This is a genomic window from Dyella japonica (assembly GCF_040545895.1).
Taxonomy (GTDB): domain Bacteria; phylum Pseudomonadota; class Gammaproteobacteria; order Xanthomonadales; family Rhodanobacteraceae; genus Dyella; species Dyella japonica_D.
The window spans coordinates 1-16,105 of sequence record NZ_JBEPMU010000012.1 but is presented as its reverse complement, the minus strand read 5'-3'; the positions used below and the strand labels follow the sequence as shown (position 1 = coordinate 16,105).

The following is a 16,105-nucleotide window of genomic DNA, read 5'->3' as shown; positions in this document are numbered from 1 at the left end:
AGTGCTGCCGTCAGCGTCGTCTTGCCGTGGTCCACGTGACCAATCGTGCCGACGTTGACGTGCGGCTTGGTGCGTTCGAATTTACCCTTTGCCATGACTAAAACCTCTAAAAAAGAACGGTAGTTGGAGGAAGAAGGCCTTATCAGGCCTTCTTCATGACCTGCTCAGCGATGTTGTTCGGCGCTTCAGCGTAGTGGTCGAACTCCATCGTAAAGGTGGCGCGACCCTGGGTCAGCGAGCGAATGGTCGTCGCATAACCGAACATCTCACCCAGCGGGACCATCGCATTGATGGTCTTGCCCGACGGCGTGTCGTCCTGGCCCTGAAGCAGGCCGCGACGACGGCTCAGATCGCCCATGACGTCACCGACGTAGTCTTCCGGCGTCACGACTTCGACCTTCATGATCGGCTCGAGCAGCACCGGCGACGCCTTGGCGAAGCCCTGCTTGAACGCCATCGAAGCGGCGAGCTTGAACGCCATTTCGGACGAGTCGACGTCGTGGTACGAACCAAAGACCAGCTTGACCTTCACGTTCACCACCGGGAAGCCCGCGAGCGGACCGCTGGTGATGGTTTCGCGCAGGCCCTTTTCGACCGACGGGATGAATTCCTTCGGAATCACGCCGCCCGTGATGTCATTGATGAAGAGGAAATCATCCTTGACGGTCGGGAGCTTGCGGTCTTCTTCGGTCATCGGCGACAGCTCGATCACAACGTGACCGTACTGACCCTTACCACCGGACTGCTTGGCGTGCTTGTAATCGGACTTCACGTCCGACGAGCGGATCGTTTCGCGGTAAGCCACCTGCGGCTTGCCGACGTTGGCTTCGACGTTGAACTCGCGCTTCATGCGGTCCACCAGGATGTCCAGGTGAAGCTCGCCCATGCCCGAGATGATCGTCTGGCCCGACTCTTCGTCCGTACGAACGCGGAACGACGGATCTTCCGCAGCCAGACGGCCGAGGGCGATACCCATCTTCTCCTGGTCCGACTTGGTCTTCGGCTCCACCGCCATCGAGATCACCGGCTCCGGGAACGTCATGCGCTCCAGGGTGATGATGTGATCCTGCGAGCACAGCGTGTCACCGGTCGTCACGTCCTTCAGGCCGACTGCGGCGGCGATATCGCCGGCGCGGACTTCCTTCAGTTCCTGACGCTCGTTGGCGTGCATCTGCAGGATGCGGCCGATGCGCTCCTTCTTGGACTTGACCGGGTTGTACACCTGGTCGCCCGCGTTGAGCGTGCCCGAGTAGACGCGGAAGAACGTGAGCGAACCCACGAACGGGTCGGTCATGATCTTGAACGCCAGCGCCGAGAACGGGGCGGTGTCGTCAGCCTTGCGGGTCGCTTCCTTCTCGTCTTCGTCCACGCCAGCCACCGGCGGACGATCGATCGGCGACGGCAGCAGGTTGACCACGGCGTCGAGCATGGCCTGCACGCCCTTGTTCTTGAACGCGGTACCGCAGAAGACCGGGATGATTTCGCTGGACAGCGTGCGCGCGCGCAGGCCACCGATGATCTCTTCCTCGGTGAGGTCACCCTCTTCCAGGTACTTGTTCATCAGCTCTTCGGACGCTTCGGCAGCCGACTCGACCATGTACGAACGGGCTTCAGCAGCCTTGTCCGCGAGGTTGGCCGGGATGTCGGCGTATTCGAACTTCATGCCCTGGGATTCCATGTCCCAGATGATGGACTTCATCTTGAGCAGGTCGACCACGCCCTCGAAGTTGTCCTCGGCACCGATCGGCACCTGCATCGGGACCGGGTTGGCACCCAGGCGAGCCTTCAGCTGGTCGACCACCTTGTAGAAGTTCGCGCCAGTGCGGTCCATCTTGTTGACGAACGCGAGGCGCGGCACCTTGTACTTGTTGGCCTGACGCCAGACGGTTTCAGACTGCGGCTGCACACCACCCACCGCGCACAGCACGAACACCGCGCCGTCGAGCACGCGCAACGAACGCTCCACCTCGATGGTGAAGTCCACGTGGCCTGGGGTGTCGATGATGTTGAAGCGGTGCTCGGGCAAGGAACGATCCATGCCCTTCCAGAACGCCGTCGTTGCCGCCGACGTAATGGTGATGCCGCGCTCCTGCTCCTGCTCCATCCAGTCCATCGTTGCCGCACCGTCGTGCACCTCGCCAATCTTGTGACTGACGCCGGTGTAGAACAGGATGCGCTCCGTGGTGGTGGTCTTGCCGGCATCGATGTGGGCCATGATGCCGAAGTTGCGGTAGCGCTCGATAGGAGTGGTGCGTGCCACGGTCTTAACCTCTGAAAGTTCTAGCTGTACTGCTTACCAGCGGTAATGCGAGAAGGCCTTGTTGGCCTCTGCCATGCGATGCGTCTCTTCGCGCTTCTTGATCGCGCCACCGCGATTCTCGGAAGCCTCGAGCAGCTCGGCGGCCAGCTTGCGCGGCATCGAGGTCTCGCCGCGCTTGCGGGCGGAGTCGATGGCCCAGCGCATGGCGAGCGCCATACGGCGACCCGGACGCACTTCAACCGGCACCTGGTAGGTGGCGCCGCCGACTCGGCGGGACTTCACCTCAACCGCCGGAGCGATGTTGTTCAGCGCCTTCTCGACGAGCTGCACCGGCTCGGCATTCTTCTCACCGAGATGGGCCAGCGCACCGTAGACGATGCTTTCTGCGACCGACTTCTTGCCGCTCTTCATCACCATGTTGATGAAGCGAGCGATCAGCTGGCTGCCGTGCTTGGGATCCGGCAGGATCAGACGGGCGGGATGTGAACCTTTACGCGACATAGTTAATTCCTAAAGATCAGGACTTCGGGCGCTTGGCGCCGTACTTGGAGCGCGACTGACGGCGCTTGGTGACGCCGGCGCAGTCGAGACTGCCGCGCACCGTGTGGTAACGCACACCCGGCAGATCCTTGACGCGACCGCCGCGGATCAGGACCACCGAGTGCTCCTGCAGGTTGTGACCTTCGCCACCGATGTAGCTGATGACTTCGTAGCCGTTCGTGAGGCGCACCTTGGCAACCTTACGCAGCGCCGAGTTCGGCTTCTTGGGGGTGGTGGTGTAGACGCGCGTGCAGACGCCACGACGCTGCGGGCTGTTCTGCAAAGCCGGCGAAGCACTCTTGTAGGTCTTCGGGCTGCGGGATTTGCGAACCAACTGGTTGACTGTCGTCATTGAAGCTGTTCCTGAGAAACATAAAGGCAGACCGAACCGGCTCGGTCTGCCAAGAAGCGGGAATTTAACATGGGCAGCCTGTCACAGACAAGCTGACGCCCTGCCGGCCATGGCCCGAACACGAGGCGCACTCCTTGCGCCTCTTTTCGTATGTCAGCGAGTAAAGCCCTGAAGGGGCTTACTCCACACCAATGTCGCTACCGGTGGTGGCTTCTGCGAAGGAAGCCGACGAAGCGGAGCCGGAGAGAGTTTCAAGCTCCGAAGCGGTCAGACCGCCCTGGCGATGACGCGATGCGTGATACGCCAGACCCGTACCTGCCGGAATAAGACGGCCGACAATAACATTTTCCTTCAAGCCACGCAAGGTATCGCGCGTGCCACGGACCGCGGCTTCCGTCAACACTCGGGTCGTTTCCTGGAAGGAAGCTGCCGAGATGAAGGATTCCGTGGCCAGCGAGGCCTTGGTGATACCGAGCAGCACCGACTGGAATTCCGCCGGACGCTCACCACGGTGGATGGCACGATCGTTTTCGCCGTTGATGCGAACACGCTCGACCTGCTCACCGCGCAGGTAGTGGCTCTCGCCCGGATCGGTGATCTCAACCTTGCGCAGCATCTGGCGAATGATCGCTTCGATGTGCTTGTCGTTGATCTTCACGCCCTGCAGGCGGTAGACGTCCTGGATTTCCTTGACCAGGTAAGCGGCCAGCGGCTCGACCCCCAGCAGGCGCAGGATGTCGTGCGGACTGGGCTCGCCGTCCACGATGGTTTCGCCCTTCTCCACGTGTTCGCCTTCGAACACGATGACCTGACGCCACTTGGGAATCAGCTCTTCGTGCTCGTTGCCGTCCACGTCCTTGATGATCAGGCGCTGCTTGCCCTTGGTGTCCTTGCCGAAGCTGATCACGCCCGAGCGCTCGGCGAGGATCGCCGGTTCCTTGGGCTTGCGTGCTTCGAACAAGTCAGCCACGCGCGGCAGACCACCCGTAATGTCGCGGGTCTTGGAGGTTTCCTGCGGGATACGTGCCACCACGTCACCCACACCCACCTGCGCACCGTTCTGGATCGACACGATGGCGCCGGCCGGGAGCATGTACTGCGCCGGCACGTCGGTGCCCGGCAACTTCAGCTCGCGACCCTTGGCATCTTCCAGACGCACGATCGGGCGCAGATCCTTGGCGGCCGTACCACGGCGCTTCGGATCGGTCACCACCGCCGACTCCAGGCCGGTCAGTTCGTCGGTCTGGCTCTGCACCGTGATGCCATCGATGAAGTCGATGAAGCGCACGGTACCGGCCACTTCCGAGACGATCGGATGGGTATGCGGATCCCAGTTGGCCACAGCCTGGCCAGCCTTGACCGGGTCGCCGTCCTTGACGGCGATGGTGGCGCCGTAAGGCACCTTGTAGCGCTCACGCTCGCGGCCGTTGGCGTCGATGACGCTCACTTCGCCCGAACGCGACACCGCCACCAGGTGACCCTGGTTGTGGTGCACGGTCTTCAGGTTGTTGAACTTCAGCGTGCCGGTGGTCTTCACCGTCACGTTGTCCACGGCAGCAGCACGGGAAGCCGCACCACCGATATGGAAGGTACGCATGGTCAGCTGGGTACCCGGCTCGCCGATCGACTGCGCAGCCACGACACCCACGGCCTCACCCATGTTCACCAGGTGACCACGGGCCAGGTCGCGGCCGTAGCACAGGGCGCACACGCCATGATCGGCGGCGCAGGTGATGGGCGAGCGCACCTTGACCGACTGCACGCCGGCCTTGTCGAGCTTCTCGACCAGGGCTTCGTCCAGCAAGGTGTCGCGGGTGACCAGCGGCTCGTTGTCTTCGCCCGGGCCGTAGACGTCTTCCAGCGCCACACGACCGAGCACGCGGTCGCGCAACGGCTCGACCACGTCGCCGCCTTCCACGATCGGCTGCATGGTCACGCCATTGTCGGTACCGCAGTCGTCGAACGTGATGACCACGTCCTGCGCCACGTCGACGAGACGACGGGTCAGGTAACCGGAGTTAGCCGTCTTCAACGCCGTATCCGCGAGACCCTTACGAGCACCGTGGGTGGAGTTGAAGTACTGCAGAACGTTCAGGCCTTCGCGGAAATTCGCCTTGATGGGCGTCTCGATGATCGAGCCGTCCGGACGGGCCATGAGGCCGCGCATACCGGCCAGCTGACGAATCTGCGCCACCGAACCACGAGCGCCCGAGTCGGCCATGATGTACAGCGAGTTCATGGACTTCTGGTTGACCGTCTTGCCTTCGGCATCGGTCACCTTCTCGGTACCGATACCGTCGATCATCGCCTTGGCGACGAGTTCGTTGGTGCGCGACCAGATGTCGACGACCTTGTTGTAGCGCTCGCCGGCGGTCACGAGACCCGACTGGTACTGCTCCTGGATCTCGACCACTTCCTTCTCGGCCTCTTCCAGGATCGGCTTCTTCTCGTCGGGGATGATCATGTCATCGATGCCGATCGAGATGCCCGCACGCGTGGCGAAGCGGAAGCCGGTGTACATCAGCTGGTCGCCGAAGATCACCGTGTCCTTCAGGCCCAGGCGGCGATAGCACTGGTTGATCAGGCGCGAGATGTTCTTCTTGGTCAGCTCGGTGTTGGCCAGCGCGAACGGCAGGCCTTCCGGCATGATTTCGAGGAGCAGCGCGCGACCCACGGTCGTGTCCACGATCGAGGTCTGCTCGGTGCGGCCGCCTTCTTCATCGATGTGCACCTGCTTGATGCGCACCTTGATCTTGGCGTGCAGTTGCACGGCGCGGTTGTCGTATGCACGACGCACTTCGCCGATGCCGGAGAACACCATGCCGGTGCCCTTCGCGTTCACCAGCTCGCGGGTCATGTAGTACAGGCCCAGCACCACGTCCTGCGTCGGAACGATGATGGGCTCGCCATTGGCGGGCGACAGGATGTTGTTGGTCGCCATCATCAGGGCGCGCGCTTCGAGCTGCGCCTCGATCGACAGCGGCACGTGCACAGCCATCTGGTCACCGTCGAAGTCGGCGTTGAACGCCGTACACACGAGCGGATGCAACTGGATGGCCTTGCCTTCGATCAGCTTCGGCTCGAACGCCTGGATGCCCAGACGATGCAGCGTCGGCGCGCGGTTGAGCAGCACGGGATGCTCGCGGATCACCTCTTCGAGGATGTCCCACACCTGGCCTTCCTCGCGCTCGACGAGCTTCTTGGCGGCCTTGATGGTGGTGGCTTCACCACGAGCCTGCAGCTTGGCGAAGATGAAGGGCTTGAACAGCTCGAGCGCCATCTTCTTGGGCAGACCGCACTGATGCAGGCGCAGCGTCGGACCGACCACGATCACCGAACGACCGGAGTAGTCCACGCGCTTGCCGAGCAGGTTCTGGCGGAAGCGACCCTGCTTGCCCTTGATCATGTCGGCCAGCGACTTCAGCGCGCGCTTGTTCGTGCCGGTGATGGCGCGACCGCGGCGGCCGTTGTCGAGCAGCGCATCGACCGATTCCTGCAGCATGCGCTTTTCGTTGCGCACGATGATGTCGGGCGCATTGAGTTCGAGCAGGCGACGCAGGCGGTTGTTGCGGTTGATGACGCGGCGGTACAGATCGTTGAGATCGGACGTGGCGAAACGGCCACCATCGAGCGGCACCAGCGGACGCAGGTCCGGCGGCAGCACCGGCAGCACGGTCAGCACCATCCACTCCGGCTTGTTGCCGGATTCGAGGAAGGCTTCGATCAGCTTGACGCGCTTGGTGAGGCGCTTGAGCTTGGTCTCGGAATTGGTCGAGCCAATCTCCTCCTTCAGGCGCACGACTTCGCCCGGAAGATCCAGGGACTTGAGCAGCTCGTAGACGGCCTCGGCACCCATGCGGGCGTCGAACTCGTCGCCGTGTTCTTCCACGGCTTCCAGGTACTGGTCTTCGCTGAGCAGCTGGCCGCGCTCGAGCGCGGTCAAACCTGGATCGATCACCACGAAGGCTTCGAAGTACAGGATGCGCTCGATGTCGCGCAGCGTCATGTCCAGCATCAGGCCGATGCGCGAGGGCAGCGACTTGAGGAACCAGATGTGCGCGGTCGGCGAAGCAAGTTCGATGTGACCCATGCGCTCGCGGCGCACCTTGGCCAGCGTCACTTCCGTGCCGCACTTTTCGCACACCACGCCGCGGTGCTTCATGCGCTTGTACTTGCCGCACAGGCACTCGTAATCCTTCACCGGACCGAAGATCGCGGCGCAGAACAGGCCGTCACGCTCGGGCTTGAAGGTGCGGTAGTTGATTGTCTCCGGCTTCTTCACTTCGCCGTACGACCACGAGCGGATCAGCTCTGGCGAAGCCAGGGCGATCTTGATCGCATCGAAGTCAGGCGCAGTGCGCTGCTGGTTGAACAGATTGAGCAAGTCTTTCATGGATGTCTCCGAAGATCGGGAATAGGTAATGGAGAATCAGGAATCGGGAGACCGAGGAACGACGGTGCGTTCCTCGTCTCCGCCTCAACTCACTTCACTTCTTCCAGATCAATATCGATACCGAGCGAGCGGATTTCCTTCACCAACACGTTGAAGGATTCCGGCATGCCCGCCGCCATCTCGTGGTTGCCGTCGACAATGTTCTTGTACATCTGGTTACGGCCCTGCACGTCATCGGACTTCACCGTCAGCATTTCCTGCAGGGTGTAAGCCGCGCCGTAGGCTTCCAGTGCCCAGACTTCCATTTCGCCGAAGCGCTGACCGCCGAACTGCGCCTTGCCACCCAGCGGCTGCTGCGTGACGAGCGAGTACGGACCGGTCGAACGCGCATGCATCTTGTCGTCGACCAGGTGGTTGAGCTTCAGGTAGTGCATGTAGCCCACGGTGACCGGGCGATCGAACGCCTCGCCGGTGCGGCCGTCGTACAGCGTGGTCTGGCCCGATTCCGGCAGATCGGCGAGCCTGAGCATCGCCTTGATCTCGGTTTCCTCGGCACCGTCGAACACCGGCGTGGCCATCGGCACGCCTTCCTGCAGGTTGTTGGCCAGCGCGAGGATTTCCTCGTCGGTCAGCGACTTCAGGTCGACATGCTGCACGGCGCCCGCGACGTGGTGGTTGTACACCTGGTCGAGGAACTCGCGGATCTGCGCCACCTTGGCCTGCGCTTCGAGCATCTTCTGGATCTTCTTGCCCAGGCCCTTGGCGGCCCAGCCCAGATGCACTTCCAGAATCTGACCGATGTTCATACGCGACGGCACGCCCAGCGGGTTCAGCACGATGTCCACCGACGTACCGTCGACGGAGAACGGCATGTCTTCCACCGGCACCACGTTGGACACCACACCCTTGTTACCGTGGCGACCGGCCATCTTGTCGCCCGGCTGGATGCGGCGCTTCACGGCCAGGAACACCTTGACCATCTTGAGCACGCCCGGAGCGAGATCATCACCCTGGGTGATCTTGCCCTGCTTCTCCTTGAAGCGCTTGTCGAACTCTTCCTTGTGACGCTTGATCTGGTCGGCCGCGCGCTCGAGGAACTCGGTGACGTCCTCTTCCTTGACGTTGACCTTGAACCAGTCGTCCTTCTTCAGGCCGTCCAGGTAAGCGTCAGTGATTTCGGCGCCACGCTTGAGGCCACCCGGACCGCTCATCGCGGTCTTGCCGACGAGCTGGGTGCGCATGCGGTTGTAGATCGCGCCTTCGAGGATGCGGAACTGGTCATCAAGGTCCTTGCGGATACGCTTGATTTCCATTTCCTCGATCTGCTTGGCGCGCTTGTCCTTCTCGATGCCGTCGCGGGTGAAGACCTGCACGTCGATGACGGTGCCGTCCATGCCCGGCGGCACGCGCAGCGAGCTGTCCTTCACGTCGGACGCCTTCTCGCCGAAGATCGCGCGCAGCAGCTTCTCTTCCGGCGTGAGCTGGCTTTCGCCCTTGGGCGTGACCTTGCCGACCATGATGTCGCCGGCCTTCACTTCCGCACCGATGTACACGATGCCGGACTCGTCGAGGCGAGCCAGCGCCTGCTCACCCACGTTCGGGATGTCGGCGGTGATTTCCTCGGCGCCCAGCTTGGTGTCACGCGCGATGCACGACAGCTCCTCGATGTGGATCGAGGTATAGCGGTCTTCCTGCACGACGCGCTCGGAGAGCAGGATCGAGTCTTCGAAGTTGTAGCCGTTCCACGGCATGAAGGCGATCAGCATGTTCTGGCCGAGCGCGAGCTCGCCCAGGTCGGTCGACGAACCGTCGGCCAGCGTGTCGCCCTTCGCCACGATGTCACCCACGTTCACCAGCGGACGCTGGTTGAGGTTGGTGTTCTGGTTGGAACGGGTGTACTTGGTCAGCGTGTAGATATCGACGCCGGCGTCGTTGTCGCCGACTTCCTTCTCGTTCACGCGCACCACGATACGGGCCGCATCGACCTGGTCGATCACGCCGCCGCGCTTGGCGGTGACGATGACGCCCGAGTCACGCGCCACGGCGCGCTCGATGCCGGTACCCACCAGCGGGGTCTGCGAACGCAGGGTCGGCACGGCCTGACGCTGCATGTTCGCGCCCATCAGTGCGCGGTTCGCGTCATCGTGCTCGAGGAACGGCACGAGTGCGGCAGCGACCGACACGGTCTGCATCGGCGAGACGTCCATGTAGTCGACTTCAGCCGCCGGACGCAGCTCGGACTCGCCGCGGAAACGGCAGGACACGAAGTCTTCGATGAACGCGCCGTCCTTGAGCGGCGAGTTCGCCTGCGCAATGACGTGGTCGCCCTCTTCGATGGCCGACAGGTAATCCACCTGGTCGGTCACCTTGCCGCCCACGACCTTGCGGTACGGCGTCTCGAGGAAGCCGTACTGGTTGGTGCGCGCGTACACGGCGAGCGAGTTGATCAGGCCAATGTTCGGACCTTCCGGCGTTTCGATGGTGCAGACGCGGCCGTAATGGGTCGGATGCACGTCGCGCACTTCGAAGCCTGCACGCTCACGCGTGAGGCCGCCTGGGCCCAGTGCCGAGACGCGACGCTTGTGCGTCACTTCGGACAACGGGTTGTTCTGGTCCATGAACTGCGAGAGCTGCGACGAACCGAAGAACTCCTTCACCGCCGCCGCCACCGGCTTGGCGTTGATCAGTTCCTGCGGGGTCAGGCCTTCGGACTCGGCCAGCGACAGGCGCTCGCGCACGGCGCGCTCGACGCGCACCAGACCGATGCGGAAGGTGTTCTCCGCCATTTCACCGACCGAACGCACGCGACGGTTGCCCAGGTGATCGATATCGTCAACGGTGCCATGACCGTTCTTGATGTCGATGAGCACCTTGAGCACGTCGAGGATGTCGGACTGGTCGCCCTGCGAGGCGACGAGCGCCTGGGCTTCCTCTTCCTTGCGGTCCTGGAAGTACTTCTTGTCGTACAGCACGCCCGGACCGACGATCTCCTGACGGCCGACGCGACGGTTGAACTTCATGCGACCCACGCCCGAGAGGTCGTAGCGGTCGAAGGTGAAGAACAGGTTGTAGAACAGGTTCTGCGCGGCGTCCTTGGTCGGCGGCTCGCCCGGACGCATCATGCGATAGATTTCCACCAGCGCCTCGAGCGGCGTCTTGGTGTTGTCGATGCGCAGCGTGTGCGAAATGTACGCACCGCGATCCAGGTCGTTGACGTACAGCGTCGGCACGACTTCGATACCGGCCTTGCGGAAGTTCTCCAGCTGCTCGGCGGTGATTTCGTCGTTGGCCTGGGCCAACAGTTCGCCGGTCTTCGGATCGACCACGTCGATGGCCAGGATGCGGCCAACCGGGTAGTCGTCCGGCACTTCCAGCGCCGTGATGTTTTCGGCGGCGAGCTGGCGCACATGACGCGCGGTGATGCGCTTGCCGGCTTCCACCAGCACCTTGTCACCAATGGCCAGGTCGAAGGTCAGCGTTTCGCCGCGCAGACGCTCGGCGACGAGCTCCAGCGTGGTGCCGCCCTTCTTGCCCAGGTGGAACACGTTGTGCTCGAAGAAGATGCCGAGCATCTCTTCGTTGTTGTAGCCGAGCGCGCGCAGCAGCACGGTCACCGGCAGCTTGCGGCGACGGTCGATACGGGTGAACAGCGCATCCTTCGGATCGAACTCGAAGTCGAGCCACGAACCACGGTAAGGAATCACGCGAGCCGAGAACAGCAGCTTGCCCGAGCTATGCGTCTTGCCGCGGTCGTGGTCGAAGAACACGCCCGGCGAACGGTGCAGCTGCGAAACGATGACGCGCTCGGTGCCGTTGATGATGAAGGTGCCGGTGTCGGTCATGAGCGGAATTTCGCCCATGTAGACTTCCTGCTCCTTCACGTATTTCACGGCCTTCTTCGATGCCGGGCTGTCCTTGTCATAGATGACCAGGCGCACGGTGACGCGCAGGGGCGCGCCGAAGGTCATGCCGCGGTTGCGGCATTCGCGTTCATCGAACGGCGGCTCGCCCAAACGATAGTCGACATACTCAAGCGCGGCGTTGCCCGAATAGCTAACGATCGGGAACACTGACTTCAGCGCGGCGTGGAGACCCTTTTCGTCGCGCTGCTTGGGAGCGACGTGCTCCTGCAGAAACTCGCGATAGGAATCGGTCTGGATGGTCAGCAGGTTCGGCACGCCCAATACAGGGGGACGCTTGCCGAAATCCTTGCGGATGCGCTTCTTCTCGGTAAACGAGTAGGTCATGGTGGGTACCGCCTCGGTTCGCAGTGACGCCGGTGGTGCACACACCGGCTGAATTGTGAAAGCTGTGTCTGCCGTCGACGAACAGGTTGTGCTGCCCTGCTCATCGATGCGTCAAAAAGGCATGAGTCAAAGGTCGGCGATGGTCTGCAGGCCTTTCAGTACTGTCTTCCCGACGGGTAAAACACGAACCAGAAAAGATGACACTTTGTCGTTACAGGCCCGCATCGCGAGATGCCGGCCATTTGCAACAGGCAAAGCCCGGGGGCTTACGCCCCCAGGCTTGCTTGACGCTAGATCAAACTGACGGCGCGCAAGAGCGCCAATTACTTCAGTTCGACCGTGGCGCCTGCAGCTTCGAGGTCCTTCTTGAACTTCGCAGCGTCTTCCTTCGAAGCGGCTTCCTTCACGACGCCACCGGCTTCGGTCAGGTCCTTCGCTTCCTTCAGGCCCAGGCCCGTGATGGCGCGGACGGCCTTGATCACGTCAACCTTCTTGTCGCCGGCGCTCTTCAGGATGACGTCGAACTCGGTCTGCTCTTCAGCAGCGGCGGCACCAGCGGCCGGGCCGGCAGCAACCATCACCGGGGCAGCGGCGGACACGCCGAACTTTTCTTCGATGGCCTTCACCAGCTCCATCACTTCCATGAGCGACTTGGCGGCAACGGCTTCAACGATCTGATCGTTAGTCAGGGACATTTTGATTTACCTCTGGAAATTGATTCGATTTAGATAAGCGTCGAACTTAGGCTTCAGCCGTGGCTTCCGCGGCGACTTCGCCACCACCCTGCTTGTCGGCCACGGCCTTGACGGCGCGGGCGAACATCGCAGCGGGCTCGGCGAGCACGCGGGCCAGCATGGCCAGCGCTTCTTCGCGGGTCGGCAGCGAGGCCAGCACGTCCACGTGGGCAGCCGGCAGCAGCTTGCCTTCCACGGAGACGACCTTGGCCTTCAGCTTGTCGTTGGTCTTGGCGAATTCCTTGATCAGACGACCGGCAGCACCGGGTTCTTCCGTCGAGAACGCGTACAGCAGCGGACCGGTCAGGACGTCCTTGACGACCTCGAACTCGGTACCCACCACGGCGCGCGAAGCGAGCGTGTTCTTGACAACCTTCAGGAACACGCCGGATTCACGGGCCTTCTTGCGCATCGCGGTCATTTGTTCGACCGTGGTGCCCGCGTACTCGGCAGCGACCAAGGAGTGAGCCTTCGCGGCAACTTCTGCCAGTTCGGCGACTACTTCTTGCTTCTGAGAGAGATTCAGAGCCATATCACTCCTCCACTTTTAAATCCGCTTGCGACTCCTGCCGCTTGCGGTCCTGAGCGACGCCATCCGTGACGTCGGGGATCGAAACGATCCCGGGGGTGGTGGCCTTTCCAGAAAACATTCCTAGAAAATCTAAGATTCCAGAAGGGGCAGCACCATCTGCGCAGGCCAGATTCGCGGGGAATCCGATTAAGCGAACCCGCTTGCAACGACGGCGTTTCCTTGCCAACACGAGCTCCCTGCTCGTCGTCGTCGCGCGCTGATCGCACCTGCGGTCTTTGACGGCGGCGTTGGCTTCAAAGCCTCGGCTGCCCTCAAAAACGTGCCCGCACCGGCTTGACCGGCGCGGGACTTGAACTCTTACTTGGTCGACACCGACAGGGTCGACACTTCGACCGGCACACCCACGCCCATGGTGGACGACAGGGCGACCTTCTGCAGGTACTGGCCCTTGGCGGTCGACGGCTTGGCCTTCAGCAGATCGTTGACCAGCGCGTTGAGGTTGTCCGCGAGCTGGGCAGCGTCGAAGCTGGCCTTGCCGATGGTGGCGTGGATGATGCCCGCCTTGTCGTTGCGGAACTTCACCTGACCGGCCTTGGCGTTCTTGACGGCCGTGGCGACGTCGGCGGTGACCGAGCCGTCCTTCGGGTTCGGCATCAGGCCACGGGGACCGAGCAGCTGACCGAGCTTACCGACCACGCGCATCGCGTCCGGGGTGGCGATGACGCGACCGAAGTCGAGATCGCCTGCCTGCATGCGCTCGGCCAGGTCGTCCATACCGACGGCGTCGGCACCGGCGGCCTTGGCAGCCTCGGCCTTCTCACCGGCCGGCACGAACACGGCGACCTTGACGGTCTTGCCGGTGCCGTGCGGCAGCAGCGAGGAGCCACGCACACCCTGGTCGGACTTCTTGGCGTCGATGCCGAGGCGGACGGAGACGTCCACGGACTCGGCGAACTTCGCCTTGGCGTTGTTCTTGACGATGTTCAGGGCTTCTTCCAGGCCATAGAGCTTGCCCGGCTGCACTGCGGCCTGGGCCGCCTTCATACGCTTCGTGAGCTTTGCCATGTCTTAACCCTCCACCACAAGGCCCATGCTGCGGGCGCTACCGGCAATGGTGCGCACCGCGGCGTCGAGATCAGCAGCCGTGAGATCCGGCTCTTTCTGCTTCGCAACGTCTTCCAGCTGCTTGCGGGTGATCTTGCCGACCTTGTCGGTGTTCGGCTTGGACGAGCCCTTGGCGACACCCGTGACCTTCTTGATCAGGATCGAGGCCGGCGGGGTCTTGGTGATGAAGGTGAAGCTACGGTCGGAGTACGCCGTGATGATCACGGGGATCGGGAGACCCGGCTCCATCTTCTGCGTGGCGGCATTGAACGCCTTGCAGAATTCCATGATGTTCAGGCCGCGCTGACCGAGGGCAGGACCCACCGGCGGCGACGGATTGGCCTGACCGGCCTTGACCTGCAGCTTGATATAGCCAGTTACTTTCTTTGCCATTGGATTTTCCTCGCGAGTTCAAGCGCCTTGCGGCTCCTCGCAGTGTTGTCGTTCCCTGAAAGAGGAAGGCCCGCCATCCCGCGAACCTCAGAAACACGGACACGCCGAGCCAAAAGACCCCGGCGTGAACCGCGTAGTTTAGAGACTGATCAAGTTTTAAGCAAGCCCCATGCCGAGACCCGCCCAGGAGCCGATCAGGCCTTCTCGACCTGGCCAAACTCCAGCTCGACCGGGGTCGAGCGCCCAAAAATGAGCACCGCAACGCGCAGGCGGCTCTTTTCGTAGTTGACTTCCTCGACCACGCCGTTGAAGTCGTTGAAGGGGCCATCGGTAACGCGAACCATCTCGCCCGGCTCGAACAACACCTTCGGCTTGGGCTTCTCCACGCCTTCGCGGACGCGGCTGAGAATGGCATCGGCCTCGGAATCGCGAATCGGCAGCGGGCGATCGGCCGTTCCGCCGATAAAACCCATCACCTTGGGCGTTTCCTTGACCAAGTGCCAGCATTCGTCGTCGATGCGCGGCGCCTTGCCCTCGGTGTCCGTCTCGATCTGCACGAGCACGTAACCGGGGAAGAACTTGCGCTCGCTGCGGCGCTTCTGGCCGCTGCGCATCTCGATGACCTCTTCGGTCGGCACCAACACTTCGCCGAACCTTTCTTCCATGCCAGCGCGACGGATCCGCTCATCGAGCGAACGCTTCACCTGGTTTTCGAAGCCCGAATAGGCGTGCACCACATACCAACGCTTGCTCATGCCATCACCTCACGTACCAAGCTTGAGCAGCCAGTCGAGCACGACCGACTTCAGAATCAGATCGATCAGGCCCAACAGGAGCGAAAGAACCACCACGACCACCATGATGATACCGGTCGTCTTGAGCGTCTCGTCGCGGGTGGGCCAGACCACCTTGCGCAGTTCAAACTGCGACTCGCCAAGGAAGGCGCGCACGCGTCGACCCGGCGCCGTGAAAGCACCAATGGCCAGCGACAGGACCAGCGCAACGACCACGCCCAGCAGTCGCACCGACTGCGGGACGGAACCGTCACTACCGAACCACGAATACGCAAAAATGCCGGCTGCCAGCACGATCACGGCCAGCACCAGCTTGGCGATATCGGCGCCACTGGCGCCCTTGGTCGATTCTGCCTTCGTATTCATGCGACGTGATCGGATGAGAGAGGCATCGACCGCATTACGGTCCGTATGCCATCCACCATCCGTCGTGGATCCTCGGGAAGATGGCACGCCAGGAGGGACTCGAACCCCCAACCTGCGGTTTTGGAGACCGCTGCTCTGCCAATTGAGCTACTGGCGTATTTAGAAAATGGGTGAAGTCGCTCGCCTTGCTGCCACAAGGTGGCGCCTCTTGGGCGCCTTTCCAGGGGTGGGGCGATCAAACCGCTCCACCTTGGATCCTTGCAGCCCGCAGAGCGGGCGACTTCCCAGTGTACAGCTTACTTGATGACCTTGGCCACCACGCCGGCGCCGACGGTGCGGCCACCTTCGCGGATAGCAAAGCGCAGGCCTTCGTCCATCGCGATCGGGTGG

General features: G+C 62.4%; 12 protein-coding genes, 1 tRNA gene and 1 pseudogene. All 14 read right to left on the bottom strand.

Translation table 11 applies throughout. From position 1 onward, the window contains the following. The coding region (locus ABIC75_RS22830) for a GTP-binding protein (protein ID WP_038054197.1) at positions 1-95 on the bottom strand (95 nt) is incomplete at its 3' end. Positions 96-142: 47 nt separating this feature from the next. Beyond that, a complete protein-coding gene (gene fusA, locus ABIC75_RS22825; RefSeq protein ID WP_354016187.1) occupies positions 143-2,260 on the bottom strand; it encodes an elongation factor G in 2,118 nt (705 codons plus the stop codon). Positions 2,261-2,293: 33 nt separating this feature from the next. Further along, positions 2,294-2,761: a 30S ribosomal protein S7 gene (rpsG, locus tag ABIC75_RS22820; RefSeq protein ID WP_102305037.1), complete on the bottom strand. Its 468-nt coding sequence runs from the start codon at positions 2,759-2,761 to the stop codon at positions 2,294-2,296. A gap of 16 nt (positions 2,762-2,777) precedes the next feature. Further along, positions 2,778-3,152: a 30S ribosomal protein S12 gene (gene rpsL / locus ABIC75_RS22815; protein WP_019464011.1), complete on the bottom strand. Its 375-nt coding sequence runs from the start codon at positions 3,150-3,152 to the stop codon at positions 2,778-2,780. Positions 3,153-3,330: 178 nt separating this feature from the next. Next, the gene (gene rpoC / locus ABIC75_RS22810) at positions 3,331-7,545 is read right to left on the bottom strand and encodes a DNA-directed RNA polymerase subunit beta' (RefSeq protein ID WP_354016186.1); all 4,215 of its coding nucleotides are present in this window, start codon (positions 7,543-7,545) and stop codon (positions 3,331-3,333) included. 89 nt (positions 7,546-7,634) lie between these two features. Continuing rightward, the gene (gene rpoB / locus ABIC75_RS22805; RefSeq protein WP_354016185.1) at positions 7,635-11,792 is read right to left on the bottom strand and encodes a DNA-directed RNA polymerase subunit beta; all 4,158 of its coding nucleotides are present in this window, start codon (positions 11,790-11,792) and stop codon (positions 7,635-7,637) included. Between the two features lie 323 nt (positions 11,793-12,115). Next, positions 12,116-12,487 carry a 50S ribosomal protein L7/L12 gene (gene rplL, locus ABIC75_RS22800; RefSeq protein ID WP_354016184.1) on the bottom strand — a complete coding sequence of 124 codons (372 nt, stop codon included), beginning with the start codon at positions 12,485-12,487 and terminating at the stop codon, positions 12,116-12,118. A 46-nt stretch (positions 12,488-12,533) separates the two neighbouring features. Continuing rightward, entirely contained in the window at positions 12,534-13,058 is a 525-nt protein-coding gene (gene rplJ / locus ABIC75_RS22795) for a 50S ribosomal protein L10 (protein ID WP_354016183.1), read from the bottom strand. A gap of 357 nt (positions 13,059-13,415) precedes the next feature. After that, positions 13,416-14,123 carry a 50S ribosomal protein L1 gene (gene rplA, locus ABIC75_RS22790; RefSeq protein ID WP_354016182.1) on the bottom strand — a complete coding sequence of 236 codons (708 nt, stop codon included), beginning with the start codon at positions 14,121-14,123 and terminating at the stop codon, positions 13,416-13,418. Positions 14,124-14,126: 3 nt separating this feature from the next. Further along, positions 14,127-14,555: a 50S ribosomal protein L11 gene (rplK, locus tag ABIC75_RS22785; RefSeq protein WP_114239862.1), complete on the bottom strand. Its 429-nt coding sequence runs from the start codon at positions 14,553-14,555 to the stop codon at positions 14,127-14,129. A gap of 194 nt (positions 14,556-14,749) precedes the next feature. Then, positions 14,750-15,310, bottom strand: coding sequence for a transcription termination/antitermination protein NusG (gene nusG / locus ABIC75_RS22780; protein ID WP_102305030.1), 561 nt, complete (start codon positions 15,308-15,310; stop codon positions 14,750-14,752). Positions 15,311-15,319: 9 nt separating this feature from the next. Next, positions 15,320-15,715: a preprotein translocase subunit SecE gene (gene secE, locus ABIC75_RS22775; protein WP_354016181.1), complete on the bottom strand. Its 396-nt coding sequence runs from the start codon at positions 15,713-15,715 to the stop codon at positions 15,320-15,322. A gap of 81 nt (positions 15,716-15,796) precedes the next feature. Beyond that, positions 15,797-15,872 (bottom strand) — tRNA-Trp (locus ABIC75_RS22770). 139 nt (positions 15,873-16,011) lie between these two features. Further along, positions 16,012-16,105: pseudogene (locus ABIC75_RS22765) on the bottom strand (hypothetical protein); the annotation flags it as partial.

Excerpts from the sequence above, each read along its gene's own strand:
- rpsL (WP_019464011.1), bottom strand. The coding sequence starts at position 3,152 with ATGACGACAGTCAACCAGTTGGTTCGCAAATCCCGCAGCCCGAAGACC.
- secE (WP_354016181.1), bottom strand. The coding sequence starts at position 15,715 with ATGAATACGAAGGCAGAATCGACCAAGGGCGCCAGTGGCGCCGATATC.
- rpoC (WP_354016186.1), bottom strand. The coding sequence starts at position 7,545 with ATGAAAGACTTGCTCAATCTGTTCAACCAGCAGCGCACTGCGCCTGAC.
- rplA (WP_354016182.1), bottom strand. The coding sequence starts at position 14,123 with ATGGCAAAGCTCACGAAGCGTATGAAGGCGGCCCAGGCCGCAGTGCAG.
- rplJ (WP_354016183.1), bottom strand. The coding sequence starts at position 13,058 with ATGGCTCTGAATCTCTCTCAGAAGCAAGAAGTAGTCGCCGAACTGGCA.
- rplL (WP_354016184.1), bottom strand. The coding sequence starts at position 12,487 with ATGTCCCTGACTAACGATCAGATCGTTGAAGCCGTTGCCGCCAAGTCG.
- rpsG (WP_102305037.1), bottom strand. The coding sequence starts at position 2,761 with ATGTCGCGTAAAGGTTCACATCCCGCCCGTCTGATCCTGCCGGATCCC.
- rplK (WP_114239862.1), bottom strand. The coding sequence starts at position 14,555 with ATGGCAAAGAAAGTAACTGGCTATATCAAGCTGCAGGTCAAGGCCGGT.
- nusG (WP_102305030.1), bottom strand. The coding sequence starts at position 15,310 with ATGAGCAAGCGTTGGTATGTGGTGCACGCCTATTCGGGCTTCGAAAAC.
- rpoB (WP_354016185.1), bottom strand. The coding sequence starts at position 11,792 with ATGACCTACTCGTTTACCGAGAAGAAGCGCATCCGCAAGGATTTCGGC.